Origin of the sequence: Lysinibacillus sp. NPDC093712, assembly GCF_050280025.1 — a bacterium.
Classification (GTDB): Bacteria; Bacillota; Bacilli; order Bacillales_A; family Planococcaceae; genus Lysinibacillus.
In genome coordinates this window covers 41,450-54,541 of the sequence record NZ_JBNNUU010000005.1, presented here as the reverse complement: position 1 = coordinate 54,541, position 13,092 = coordinate 41,450, and the positions used below count along the sequence as shown (strand labels likewise).

At 39.2% G+C, this 13,092-nt stretch carries 15 protein-coding genes and 1 other annotated feature; all 15 genes read left to right on the top strand.

Annotated features, from left to right (window positions below):
- Positions 1-168: 168 nt before the first annotated feature.
- The 15 genes from epsC (at position 169) to rpoB (ending at position 13,071) form a co-directional block, all read left to right on the top strand.
- Positions 169-819 (top strand): serine O-acetyltransferase EpsC, encoded by a 651-nt coding sequence (gene epsC, locus ACQKNX_RS18230; RefSeq protein ID WP_340821735.1) that lies wholly within the window; start codon positions 169-171, stop codon positions 817-819.
- Positions 816-2,216, top strand: coding sequence for a cysteine--tRNA ligase (gene cysS / locus ACQKNX_RS18225; protein WP_427430071.1), 1,401 nt, complete (start codon positions 816-818; stop codon positions 2,214-2,216). Before epsC ends, cysS begins: the two co-directional genes overlap by 4 nt.
- A gap of 5 nt (positions 2,217-2,221) precedes the next feature.
- Positions 2,222-2,641: a Mini-ribonuclease 3 gene (locus tag ACQKNX_RS18220; RefSeq protein ID WP_427430070.1), complete on the top strand. Its 420-nt coding sequence runs from the start codon at positions 2,222-2,224 to the stop codon at positions 2,639-2,641.
- The gene (gene rlmB / locus ACQKNX_RS18215) at positions 2,641-3,393 is read left to right on the top strand and encodes a 23S rRNA (guanosine(2251)-2'-O)-methyltransferase RlmB (protein ID WP_427430069.1); all 753 of its coding nucleotides are present in this window, start codon (positions 2,641-2,643) and stop codon (positions 3,391-3,393) included. The genes ACQKNX_RS18220 and rlmB overlap by 1 nt, the downstream gene beginning before the upstream one ends.
- A gap of 2 nt (positions 3,394-3,395) precedes the next feature.
- On the top strand, positions 3,396-3,908 hold the full coding sequence (locus tag ACQKNX_RS18210) for an NYN domain-containing protein (protein WP_427430068.1): 513 nt from the start codon (positions 3,396-3,398) through the stop codon (positions 3,906-3,908).
- Positions 3,909-3,976: 68 nt separating this feature from the next.
- Entirely contained in the window at positions 3,977-4,624 is a 648-nt protein-coding gene (sigH, locus tag ACQKNX_RS18205) for an RNA polymerase sporulation sigma factor SigH (RefSeq protein ID WP_427430067.1), read from the top strand.
- Positions 4,625-4,704: 80 nt separating this feature from the next.
- Positions 4,705-4,851 carry a 50S ribosomal protein L33 gene (gene rpmG, locus ACQKNX_RS18200; protein ID WP_340821740.1) on the top strand — a complete coding sequence of 49 codons (147 nt, stop codon included), beginning with the start codon at positions 4,705-4,707 and terminating at the stop codon, positions 4,849-4,851.
- A gap of 49 nt (positions 4,852-4,900) precedes the next feature.
- A complete protein-coding gene (gene secE / locus ACQKNX_RS18195; RefSeq protein ID WP_004233589.1) occupies positions 4,901-5,086 on the top strand; it encodes a preprotein translocase subunit SecE in 186 nt (61 codons plus the stop codon).
- 314 nt (positions 5,087-5,400) lie between these two features.
- Entirely contained in the window at positions 5,401-5,934 is a 534-nt protein-coding gene (gene nusG / locus ACQKNX_RS18190; protein WP_139859436.1) for a transcription termination/antitermination protein NusG, read from the top strand.
- A gap of 231 nt (positions 5,935-6,165) precedes the next feature.
- Positions 6,166-6,591: a 50S ribosomal protein L11 gene (gene rplK / locus ACQKNX_RS18185; RefSeq protein WP_004233593.1), complete on the top strand. Its 426-nt coding sequence runs from the start codon at positions 6,166-6,168 to the stop codon at positions 6,589-6,591.
- Positions 6,592-6,707: 116 nt separating this feature from the next.
- Positions 6,708-7,406: a 50S ribosomal protein L1 gene (rplA, locus tag ACQKNX_RS18180; RefSeq protein ID WP_340821744.1), complete on the top strand. Its 699-nt coding sequence runs from the start codon at positions 6,708-6,710 to the stop codon at positions 7,404-7,406.
- A gap of 54 nt (positions 7,407-7,460) precedes the next feature.
- Positions 7,461-7,607, top strand: a sequence feature (ribosomal protein L10 leader region).
- A 32-nt stretch (positions 7,608-7,639) separates the two neighbouring features.
- On the top strand, positions 7,640-8,140 hold the full coding sequence (gene rplJ / locus ACQKNX_RS18175) for a 50S ribosomal protein L10 (protein WP_010860619.1): 501 nt from the start codon (positions 7,640-7,642) through the stop codon (positions 8,138-8,140).
- Between the two features lie 75 nt (positions 8,141-8,215).
- The gene (rplL, locus tag ACQKNX_RS18170) at positions 8,216-8,575 is read left to right on the top strand and encodes a 50S ribosomal protein L7/L12 (RefSeq protein ID WP_427430066.1); all 360 of its coding nucleotides are present in this window, start codon (positions 8,216-8,218) and stop codon (positions 8,573-8,575) included.
- Between the two features lie 75 nt (positions 8,576-8,650).
- The gene (locus ACQKNX_RS18165) at positions 8,651-9,253 is read left to right on the top strand and encodes a class I SAM-dependent methyltransferase (RefSeq protein WP_427430065.1); all 603 of its coding nucleotides are present in this window, start codon (positions 8,651-8,653) and stop codon (positions 9,251-9,253) included.
- 242 nt (positions 9,254-9,495) lie between these two features.
- Complete coding sequence (rpoB, locus tag ACQKNX_RS18160; protein WP_427430064.1) at positions 9,496-13,071, top strand: DNA-directed RNA polymerase subunit beta; 3,576 nt, start codon at positions 9,496-9,498, stop codon at positions 13,069-13,071.
- The last annotated feature ends 21 nt before the right edge of the window (positions 13,072-13,092 follow it).

Here is a 13,092-nt window from a genome sequence, read left to right as displayed (position 1 = left end):
GGCGCTTTTTATTATTTTTTTATGATTTTCTGGTGTTAGATAAAAAAGGGAAATCATTACTATTAACAATAGGTTTTAACGTCATTTTTTGCGTGGGGTTATTGTAAGGGTTGGTAATAACGTGGTCGAGATCACAAACACACATTGAATCGAAAAGGGGGAGTTTTGATGTTTAAAAGAATAAAGGAAGATGTAGAGACTATTTTTGAAAATGATCCAGCAGCGCGCAGTGTACTTGAAGTTGTGTTAACATATTCAGGGCTGCATGCTACATGGGCGCATCGTGTGGCACACTGGTTTTTTAAAAGACGTTTTTATTTTATCGCACGCGTGATTTCACAAATAAGTCGCTTCTTTACAGGAATTGAAATACACCCTGGTGCTAAAATTGGTCGTCGCTTCTTTATTGACCACGGCATGGGCGTTGTTATAGGGGAAACATGTGAGATAGGTGATAATGTTACACTTTATCAAGGTGTTACACTTGGCGGTACAGGGAAAGAAAAAGGCAAGCGCCACCCGACATTAGAAGATAATGTGTTAGTTGCCACTGGTGCAAAAGTATTAGGTTCTATTACAATTGGTGAGAATAGTAAAATTGGTGCGGGTTCAGTCGTATTAAAAGAAGTGCCACCAAATTCTACGGTAGTCGGTATCCCTGGTAAAGTAGTGATGAGAGATGGCGTTCGTTTGGAGAAAAAACTAGACCATCAAAATATTCCTGACCCTGTAGAGGAACGTTGTCAAGGTTTCGAAAAGCAAATAGCAGCATTGCAAGAAGAAATCGGACGCTTACAAAAGGAGAGAGAAACACAATGAGTATTCAAATTTTTAACTCATTAACAAGACAAAAAGAAACTTTCGTACCGCTAGAAGAAGGCAAAGTTAAAATGTATGTTTGCGGTCCGACTGTTTATAACTATATTCATATTGGGAATTCACGTCCTGTAATTGTGTACGATACTGTACGACGATATTTTCAATATAAAGGCTACGATGTGAAATTTGTATCAAATTTCACGGATGTGGACGATAAAATTATTAAAGCAGCAAACGAGCTTGGTGAAGAAGTTCATGAGCTTACCGACCGTTTTATTGCTGCATATTTTGAAGATGTTACGGCATTAGGATGCAAAAAGGCCGATGTGCATCCTCGTGTAACGGATCACATGGATGACATTATTGAATTTATTAAAGTGTTAATCGAAAAAGGTTACGCATATGAATCGGCTGGCGATGTGTATTACCGAACTCGAAAATTTAACGGCTACGGTAAGCTTTCACATCAATCGGTGGATGATTTAAAAATCGGTGCACGTATCGAAGCGGGTGAGAAAAAAGACGATGCATTAGACTTTGCATTATGGAAAGCAGCAAAACCTGGTGAGATTTATTGGGAAAGTCCTTGGGGCAACGGACGTCCAGGATGGCATATTGAATGCTCGGTCATGGCACGGGAGCATTTAGGTGATACAATTGATATACATGCAGGTGGTCAAGATTTAACATTCCCGCATCATGAAAATGAAATTGCGCAATCCGAAGCGCATAACGATAAAACATTTGCGCGTTACTGGATGCATAATGGATATATTAATATTGATAATGAAAAAATGTCTAAATCCCTTGGTAATTTTGTGCTCGTGAACGATATTCGTAAACAAATTGATCCGCAAATTTTGCGTTTCTTTATGTTATCTGTACATTATCGTCACCCAATTAACTTTGCTAAAGATTTAGTAGATGCTGCAGCTACTGGTTTAGAGCGTATTCGCACTTCCTATAATAACGTTAAGTACCGCTTATCTGCTACTGCAAGTCTCGGTGAACACTCGGACGAATGGCTCCAACAAATCGCTACACAAAAAGCACAATTTGAAGAAGCGATGGATGATGATTTCAATACAGCAAATGCTATTTCAGTATTATTTGAATTAGCTCGTATTGCTAATATTTACTTGAATGAGACGAATACTGATGAAAAAGTATTATTAACTTTTGTTGAAACTTTTGAGGTATTAGGTGACGTCTTAGGTATTGAATTTGCAAAAGAGGCTGAACTGCTAGACGAAGAGGTTGAAGCACTTTTGCAGGAACGCGTAGATGCACGAAAAAATCGTGACTTTGCTCGTTCAGATGAAATCCGCGACCATTTACAAGCGCAAGGTATCATTTTAGAGGATACACGCCAAGGGACAAGATGGAAACGAGGGTAAGTAACTTGGATAAACTCCGAAATGAAGATGTTAAGCAATTAAATGCATTAGCGCTCGCATATATGGGAGATGCGGTTTTAGAACAAAAGGTCCGTGAGTATTTACTGCGTAGTGGCCGTGTAAAGCCGAATACACTCCATAGAGAAGCAACACATTATGTATCAGCAAAGGCACAGTCTACGATTGTACATCGCATGATGGATGAAAACTTTTTAACAGAGCAGGAATTGGCAGTGTTCCGACGAGGACGCAATGCCAAGTCCGGTTCTGTTCCAAAAAATACAGATGTACAAACATACCGGAATAGCTCCGGCTTTGAGGCGGTACTCGGAAGCTTGTATTTACTAGGTGAATTAGAACGCGTTTATGACATCATTGCATACGCTATTCAAATAATCGAGGAATTAAAAGGAGTGTCAAAATAATGGCAGAACAAAATGGTGAAATTATTGCCGGTAAAAACCCAGTGTTAGAAGCACTTCGTTCAGGCCGCGATATGAATAAAGTATGGATTGCAGAAGGTGTTAAAAAGTCAGGGGTCAATGAACTGCTTGATTTAGCGCGTGAACGTGGCATAATTGTTCAATTTGTACCGAAAAAAAAGGTCGATCAATTAACGGATGCTAATCATCAAGGAATTGTTGCCTCTGTTGCAGCGTATAGTTATGCAGAGTTAGATGATTTATTTGCAGCGGCACAAAAAAAACAAGAAGATCCGTTTTTCTTAATATTAGATGAGTTAGAAGATCCACATAATTTAGGCTCTATTATGCGAACAGCAGATGCAATTGGCGTTCATGGTATAATTATTCCAAAGCGTCGCTCAGTGAGCTTGACAGCGGTTGTGGCGAAAGCTTCTACAGGAGCAATTGAGCATGTACCAGTTGTGCGTGTTAATAACCTAGCACAAACAGTAGATGAGTTAAAAGAGCGTGGCGTATGGATTGCCGGTACAGATGCAAAAGGTTCTGCGGATTATCGGAAAATGGATGCAACCTTACCACTTGCTATTATTATTGGTAGCGAGGGCAAAGGGATGGGTCGCCTGTTAAAAGAGAAATGTGACTTTTTATATCATCTGCCTATGGTTGGGCATGTCACATCATTAAATGCTTCTGTAGCTGCCGCACTTTTAATGTACGAAGTGTATCGTAAACGTCAAGAAGCGAATGAGTAACGATGAAAAACATTTTGCTTGTTGACGGCTATAATATGATTGGAGCTTGGAAAGAGCTACGTCCATTACGTGACACAAATTTTGAAGATGCACGTAAGCGATTAATTGAGCTTATGGCTGAATATAAAGCGGCGATAGGATGGCGGGTAATCGTAGTTTTTGACGCCCATCTTGTGCCGGGTGTGGAGCAATCTTATATAGTGAATGGTGTCGAAATCATTTATACAAGGAAAAATGAAACAGCAGATGAACGCATTGAAAAGATGACACATGAGCTAAAAGCAAGACATGTACAAATTCACGTGGCAACTTCCGATATGGCTGAGCAAAGTGTTATTTTTGGTAATGGTGCACTACGCAAATCGGCAAGAGAGCTGGAAATTGATATGAGCATTATCCAGCATAAAATTTCTCACGATGTAAAACGTAAGCAGGATAGTAAGCCACCTTCGCGCATTGAGTTAAAGCCGGATGTGGCGCTAGCCTTCGAAAAATGGCGTCGTGGATTAAAATGATTGATTGACGCATATTTTCCAATTCCGTTATACTATTCCTAATTATCTGTTGTAGCTGAGGTGATACCATGTTTAAAAATAGTATTGTACAAGTGACACAAGATTTTGAACGATTCAATGATGAAGAGCTTATTGAAATGGTGCATCAAGGTAATACAGATGCGTTGGATTTTTTAATTACAAAATACCGTTTGTTAGTAAGAGCAAAGGCGAGATCCTATTTTTTAATTGGTGCTGATAAAGAAGATATTATACAAGAAGGTATGATTGGCTTGTATAAAGCTGTTCGTGATTTTAAAGGGGACAAGCTGGCTTCTTTTCGAGCTTTTGCGGAGTTATGTATTACAAGACAAATTATTACAGCTATTAAGACAGCAACGAGGCAAAAACATATTCCACTAAATTCCTACGTTTCTTTAGATAAGCCTATTTTTGATGAGGAATCAGATCGCACATTAATGGATGTGTTAACAGGCGCTATTATGGATGATCCAGAAGAGTTAATGATTCATAGAGAAGAGTTTGGTTATTTAGAAGAAAAAATGAGTGAAATTTTAAGTGAATTGGAGCTACAAGTGTTAGCTCTATACTTAGATGGGCAATCTTATCATGAAATTTCTGCAAAATTGAATCGTCATGTGAAGTCAATTGATAATGCTTTGCAACGAGTAAAGCGGAAATTAGAGCGACATTTAGTGCTTGAGGAAATGTCCTAGAGGTCACCTGCCCTTGTTGACATTGACAATTTTAGGTGTTAGTCTTTAAAGGACAAAGTGCCGAAAAAAAAGGTGATTACATGGCAAAGAAAGTCGTGCTAAACTGTGAAAAATGCGGATCGAGAAATTACACATTTCCTGCTAAGGGAGATACTACTGTACGCCTCGAATTAAAGAAATTTTGTTCGCATTGCAATGAACATACAGTGCATAAACAAACGTTATAAAATATTTTTGTAAATAGACAGATATGATTGATTCGGAGGTTAGGCTAGAATGGGCAAGATTAAAAGTTTTTTCAGCGACGTAATGTCGGAAATGCGAAAAACTAGCTGGCCAAAAAGTAAAGAACTGACGAAATATACAGTCGTTGTAATTTCAACTGTAGTAATTATGGCTTTATTTTTTGTGTTAGTAGACTTAGGTATTTCATCATTATTCCGCTGGTACTTAGATTTATAATTTAGAAAAGAGCATGTTAATACTTTTGAAAATAGCCCGTCCATTACAATAACGGGTTTTTTCGTTTGTTTTATTAAGTGAAGAGCAGTAAAATGTTCTCATTATGATTAAGTGTGACTACCAGCGAAAGTATGTTGGTAGCGATAGATGACTATGCTAATTAGGTATATATCATCGAGCTTTCGCTTGCTACGGCGAAAGCTATGTTTTTCTATTGGGAAGTTTGTGAAAAGAATAAAGGATGCACTTTTGCATATCGCGATCATTTTCACTTTTATTTGTAAGGGAGGGACGGACGAGTAGTCCTAGCAGTTATGGAGAAAAATTGGTATGTTGTTCATACGTATTCAGGGTATGAAAACCGTGTAAAAGCAAACCTAGAAAAACGTGTTGAAACAATGGGGATGCAAGATAAAATCTTCCGCGTTATCGTGCCTGAGCACGAGGAAACAGAAATGAAGGACGGCAAAAAGAAGACAATGATGCGTAAAGTCTTTCCTGGTTATGTCCTAGTAGAGCTAATTATGACAGATGATTCTTGGTATGTTGTCCGCAATACACCAGGCGTAACTGGATTCATTGGTTCATCAGGTGGCGGGGCAAAACCAACACCTTTATTACCAGAAGAAGCAGATCGTCTATTAGAGCAAATGGGCATGACTGATAAAATTGTTGAAATCGATATTACTATTGGTGAAGCAGTTGAAGTATTAGAAGGACCATTTGCGCACTTCCAAGGACGTGTTGAAGAAATCGACGCTGAAAAAGGAAAACTGAAAGTATCTGTTGATATGTTTGGTCGCGAAACGATTATGGAACTGGATTTTGAACAAATTCAAAAATTATAGTTTTCCATTCTAGTTACAATATTACGTATGATTGAGCGTATATCGCAGATTTTGTTAATTACTACTTGCTTAAAAAAATTAAAAGTGGTATCATTTCAAAGGTCAGACTGTCATACTTCGGATGACGTCTGTAATGATAATTTTAATGTTATCGGCACTTAGCTGACAGACAGATATTGAGTGGGAGGGGCAACCCAATTACCACATCACGGACTTAAGGAGGTGTGTCTCGTGGCTAAAAAAGTTATTAAAGTTGTTAAACTTCAAATCCCTGCTGGTAAAGCAAACCCAGCTCCACCGGTTGGTCCTGCATTAGGTCAAGCAGGTGTGAACATCATGGGATTCTGTAAAGAATTCAATGCGCGTACTGCTGATCAAGCTGGTCTTATTATTCCAGTTGAAATTTCAGTATTCGAAGACCGTTCATTTACTTTCATTACGAAAACTCCACCTGCAGCAGTTTTACTTAAAGTAGCAGCTGGTATCCAATCTGGATCTGGTGAACCAAACCGTAAAAAAGTTGCAACGGTTAAACGTGATAAAGTTCGCGAAATCGCTGAAACTAAAATGCCAGACCTTAACGCTGCTTCAGTTGAAGCTGCTATGTTAATGGTTGAAGGTACTGCACGAAGCATGGGTATTGTTATCGAAGACTAATCCCAGTTACTTGATGTTTTTGTTTTTGGAAGGTTGCGGAGTTTCTTTGTGAACGCGCAACCTTTATTCGTGGGAGGTAAAATCCGCTATAACCACAATCAAGGAGGAAATATATAATGGCTAAAAAAGGTAAAAAGCTGCAAGATGCAGTGAAATTAATCGACCGTAACAACGTATACGGCGCACAAGAAGCAATTGAACTTGCTCAAAAAACTAGCACAGTAAACTTCGACGCTACTGTAGAAGTTGCTTTCCGTTTAGGAATCGATACTCGTAAAAATGACCAACAAATCCGTGGTGCAGTAGTACTACCAAACGGAACTGGTAAAACTCAACGCGTATTAGTTTTCGCTAAAGGTGAAAAACTTAAAGAAGCAGAAGCTGCTGGCGCTGACTATGTAGGCGATGCAGAATACATCCAAAAAATCCAACAAGGTTGGTTTGACTTCGATGTAATCGTAGCAACTCCTGACATGATGGGTGAAGTTGGTAAACTTGGTCGCGTATTAGGACCTAAAGGTTTAATGCCAAACCCTAAAACTGGTACAGTTACATTTGACGTAACAAAAGCAATCGAAGAAATCAAAGCTGGTAAAGTAGAATACCGCGCTGACAAAGCTGGTATTATCCACGCTCCTATCGGTAAAGTTTCTTTTGCTACAGAAAAACTTGTAGAAAACTTCTTAACTGTATTTGACGTTGTTCAAAAAGCAAAACCTGCTGCAGCTAAAGGTGTTTACATGAAATCTGTAAACGTTACAACTACAATGGGCCCAGCTATTAAAATTGACGCTGCTAACGTAGTAGTAAAATAATTTTATATAAATCGATTGACAGTTATCCGTATCTTTGGTAAGATGGATGCTGTTGTGAATCATCCATTTGTACCGTAGACAGTAGGAGTGACTTGTCACTTAATGATCCTACCGAGGACATCGGAATTCGGATTCTTATTTTAAAGATGATGACTTTCAGCCTCTGTGTCTATATGACCCAGAGGCTTTACTTTTGTCGGTATAAATGACCCATTCTAATAGGAGGTGTCATCATGAGCAAAGCAATCGAAAACAAACAATCACAAGTACAAGAAATCACTGAAAAATTCCAAGGCGCTGCTTCTGTAGTAGTAGTGGATTATCGTGGTCTTAACGTTGCACAAGTGACTGAACTTCGTAAACAACTTCGTGAAGCTGGTGTTGAGTTTAAAGTTTACAAAAACACTTTAACTCGTCGTGCTGCTGAAGCTGCTGGCGTTGAAGGAATCAATGAAGTATTAACTGGTCCTAACGCAATCGCGTTCTCAACTGAAGATGTTGTAGCTCCTGCTAAAATCATCAATGAGTTCGCTAAGAAAAACGAAGCTTTAGAAATTAAAGCGGGTATTATTGAAGGTACGATCTCTTCTGTTGAAGATGTTAAAGCACTTGCAGAACTTCCATCACGCGAAGGTCTTCTTTCAATGCTTTTATCTGTACTTCAAGCTCCAGTGCGCAACTTCGCACTTGCAACAAAAGCTGTTGCAGAACAAAAAGAAGAACAAGGCGCGTAATTCTTTACGTCTCTTAACTTCCGCGGCTTGACCGCACAAAAAAACTAAAACATATCCAATTAGGAGGAAATTATAATGAACAAAGAGCAAATCTTAGAAGCTATCAAAGCTATGACAGTTCTTGAATTAAACGATTTAGTAAAAGCTATCGAAGAAGAATTCGGTGTAACAGCTGCTGCTCCAGTAGCAGTAGTTGCTGGCGGTGCTGCTGCAGTTGAAGAGAAAACAGAATTCGACGTAGTATTAGCATCTGCAGGTGCAGAAAAAATTAAAGTAATCAAAGCAGTTCGCGAAATCACTGGTTTAGGTCTTAAAGAAGCTAAAGAAGTTGTAGATAACGCTCCTAAAGCTCTTAAAGAAGGCGTTTCTAAAGATGAAGCTGAAACAATCAAAGCTAAACTTGAAGAAGTTGGCGCATCTGTAGAAGTTAAGTAATCTCGTATTACTTCTATACAAAAGGAAAGCTCGTCATTATGGCGAGCTTTTTCTACATTCTGAGGAGGCGTGAAAATGTCAGATCACTATTATACAAGTAAGCCTCAAACTGAAAGTAAACCTCGTCACTGGACGTTTAAGTTACTTGGGCATACGTTTTCCTTTGAAACGGATGCAGGTGTATTTAGTAAAAGCGAAGTAGATTTTGGATCCCGTGTATTAATAGATGCGTTTCAAGTGCCTGATGTAGATGGGGAGATATTTGATGTAGGTTGTGGCTATGGCCCAATTGGGTTATCTGTTGCCAAAGCAAACCCTGAGCGCACTGTTTTGATGATGGATATTAATGAACGAGCTGTTGTGCTTTCTCAAAAAAATGCGCAAGTAAACGGTGTTCAAAATGTACGAATATTTGTCAGTGACGGACTATCGAATGTCGATGATGAGGCGAAGGCTGCAGCTATTTTAACCAATCCTCCCATTCGAGCAGGAAAGGAAACGGTTTTCCGCTTTTACGATGGTGCTTATAATAAGTTAGTGCCTTCTGGAGAGTTATGGGTAGTAATTCAGAAGAAGCAAGGTGCGCCATCAACGGTTAGCTATTTAGAAGAAAAATTTTCTGAAGTCGATGTTGTGGATAAGAAAAAAGGCTACTGGATAGTGCGTGCAAAAAAATAAATGAAATATGTATAAAATATTGACTTGACAAAACGGCTATGATAACATGATACAATGCAAAAATATTATTTTGAGGTCGTGTGCCCTTTTGGTATATGAATGATTTAATATGGGTATACTTGCCAAGATAAGTTTAGTTAACCGAAAATGAGATCTTTTTGAAGACTCGTTTTCTTTTTGTCTTTCGAAATCATACACTATTTGGATGATTTTGCAAAGACCTAATATCGCTTTATTGAGGGGTGAATGAGTTGACAGGTCAACTAGTTCAGTACGGACAACACCGCCAGCGTAGAAGCTTTGCGCGTATTAAAGAGGTGCTTGAGCTTCCAAATCTGATTGAGATTCAAACGGCGTCTTACGAGTGGTTCCTTGAAGAAGGTTTACGTGAAATGTTCCGTGACATTTCGCCGATCGAGGACTTTACAGGTAATCTTTCATTAGAATTCATCGATTATGCATTAGGTGATCCTAAGTACGATGTTGATGAGTGTAAAGAGCGAGACGTTACTTACGCAGCTCCATTACGTGTGAAAGTACGTCTTTACAACAAAGAAACAGACGAAGTGAAAGAACAAGATGTATTTATGGGTGACTTCCCATTAATGACAGAAACAGGTACGTTCATTATCAACGGTGCTGAACGTGTTATTGTTTCACAATTAGTTCGATCACCAAGTGTGTATTTCCATGATAAAACTGATAAAAACGGTAAAAAAGGCTTCGGTGCGACAGTAATTCCAAACCGTGGTGCTTGGTTAGAATATGAAACTGACGCGAAGGACGTAGTATATGTACGTATTGATCGTACTCGTAAGCTACCAGTAACAGTGTTACTTCGTGCATTAGGATTCGGTTCAGATCAAGAAATTATCGATATTATTGGTGATAACGAGTATTTACGTAATACGCTAGAAAAAGATAACTCTGAAAGTACTGAAAAAGCACTTTTAGAAATCTATGAGCGTTTACGCCCAGGTGAGCCACCAACAGTAGAAAGTGCGAAAAGTTTATTATACTCTCGTTTCTTCGATGCTAAACGCTATGATTTAGCGAATGTTGGTCGTTACAAAATGAACAAAAAGCTTCACATCAAAAATCGTTTATTCAATCAAACGATTGCTGAAACGCTTGTTGATCCAGAAACAGGCGAAATTTTAGTAGAGAAGGGCACAGTACTTGATCGTCGTACTTTAGATAAGATTTTACCTTACCTAGAGGATACTTCTAAAGGCATTGGCTACCGCACTTTATCACAAGTTGGCGGAGTGCTTGAAGATGACGTAACAATCCAATCTATTAAAATTTATGCACCTAAAGATGAAGCGCAAAAAGAAATCAATGTTATTAGCAATGCCTACATTGACGAAGAAGTGAAGAATATTACACCTGCTGATGTATTATCTTCAGTAAGTTATTTCTTCAACCTACTTTACCAAGTAGGAGCAACAGATGATATTGACCATTTAGGTAACCGTCGTCTGCGCTCTGTTGGTGAACTATTACAAAATCAATTCCGTATCGGTTTATCTCGTATGGAACGTGTAGTGCGCGAGCGTATGTCTATTAATGATACAGCCGCTATCGTACCGCAACAATTAATCAATATTCGTCCAGTAATTGCGTCTATTAAAGAATTCTTTGGTAGCTCTCAATTATCTCAATTCATGGACCAAACAAACCCGCTGGCAGAGTTAACGCATAAACGTCGTCTATCTGCATTAGGACCTGGTGGTTTAACGCGTGAGCGCGCTGGTTTCGAAGTGCGTGACGTTCACTATTCTCACTATGGTCGTATGTGTCCGATTGAGACACCTGAGGGTCCAAACATTGGTTTAATCAACTCATTGTCTTCATTCGCTAAAGTAAATAAATTCGGATTCATTGAAACGCCATATCGTCGTATTGATCACGAAACTGGTAAAGTAACGGATCAAATTGATTACTTAACAGCTGATGAAGAAGATAACTATTATGTAGCACAAGCGAACTCGCTATTAAATCCAGATGGTACATTCACAAATGATGAAATTGTGGGTCGTTTCCGTGGAGATAATACAGTTTTCAATAAGGCTCAAATGGACTATATGGACGTATCTCCTAAACAAGTAGTTTCTGCTGCGACTGCATGTATTCCATTCTTAGAAAACGATGACTCAAACCGTGCACTTATGGGTGCCAACATGCAACGTCAAGCGGTTCCTCTTTTAAATCCAGAAGCTCCGTTTGTTGGTACTGGTATGGAACACGTAGATGCGCGTGACTCAGGTGCTGCTGTAGTAGCGAAATACGATGGTATTGTTGAGCATGTAGAAGCTCGTTCAATCCACGTACGACGTATTGAAACAGTCGACGGTAAAGAAGTTAAAGGCGATTTAACAAAATATAAATTACAAAAATTCATTCGTTCAAACCAAGGTACTTCATACAACCAACGTCCACTTGTAAAAGTTGGGGAACGTGTGAAGCCTCGCGATATTTTAGCAGACGGTCCATCTATGGAAAATGGTGAACTTGCACTAGGTCGTAACGTACTTGTTGCATTCATGACTTGGAACGGGTACAACTATGAGGATGCTGTTATTATGAGTGAACGCCTTGTAAAAGACGATGTATATACTTCAGTTCATATTGAAGAATACGAGTCAGAATCTCGTGATACAAAATTAGGACCTGAAGAAATTACACGCGACATTCCAAACGTTGGGGAAGATGCACTTCGTAACTTAGACGAACGTGGTATTATCCGTATCGGTGCGGAAGTACGTGATGGTGATATTCTTGTAGGTAAAGTAACGCCTAAAGGGGTTACAGAGTTAACAGCTGAAGAGCGATTATTACACGCAATCTTTGGTGAAAAAGCACGTGAAGTTCGTGATACTTCATTACGCGTACCACATGGTGCGGGTGGTATCATCCTTGACGTCAAAGTATTTAACCGTGAGGACGGCGATGAGTTACCACCAGGTGTTAACCAATTAGTTCGTGCTTACATTGTTCAAAAACGTAAAATTCGCGTTGGGGACAAAATGGCCGGACGTCATGGTAACAAAGGTGTTATCTCTCGTATCTTACCAGAAGAGGATATGCCATTTATGCCAGATGGTACTCCTGTAGATATCATGTTAAACCCATTAGGCGTACCTTCTCGTATGAATATCGGACAAGTTTTAGAGCTACACTTAGGTATGGCTTCTCGTTACTTAGGTGTTCATATGGCAACTCCAGTATTTGATGGTGCCAACGAAAATGACGTATGGGAAACAATGGAAGAAGCAGGGATGAACCGTGATGGTAAAACAATTCTGTATGATGGACGTTCAGGTGAACCGTTCGATAACCGTGTATCTGTTGGGATTATGTACATGATCAAACTTGCACACATGGTTGACGATAAACTTCACGCCCGTTCAACTGGTCCTTACTCACTTGTTACACAACAACCACTTGGTGGTAAAGCGCAGTTCGGTGGACAACGCTTTGGTGAGATGGAAGTATGGGCACTTGAAGCATACGGTGCGGCATACACACTTCAAGAAATTTTAACTGTTAAATCCGATGACGTTGTAGGTCGTGTAAAAACATACGAAGCTATCGTTAAAGGAGAAAGCGTACCAGAGCCAGGCGTTCCAGAATCATTCAAAGTATTGATTAAAGAGCTACAATCTCTTGGTATGGATGTTAAAATGTTAACAATCAATGATGAAGAAGTAGAGCTTCGCGATCTAGACGAAGAAGAAGATCTTCAACCAGCTGACGCACTTAATATTGCGCCACAGCCTGATACAGAAGAAGAGCCAGTAAAGTCTTTTGAATAATGGATAAGGTTAAGTTCACAT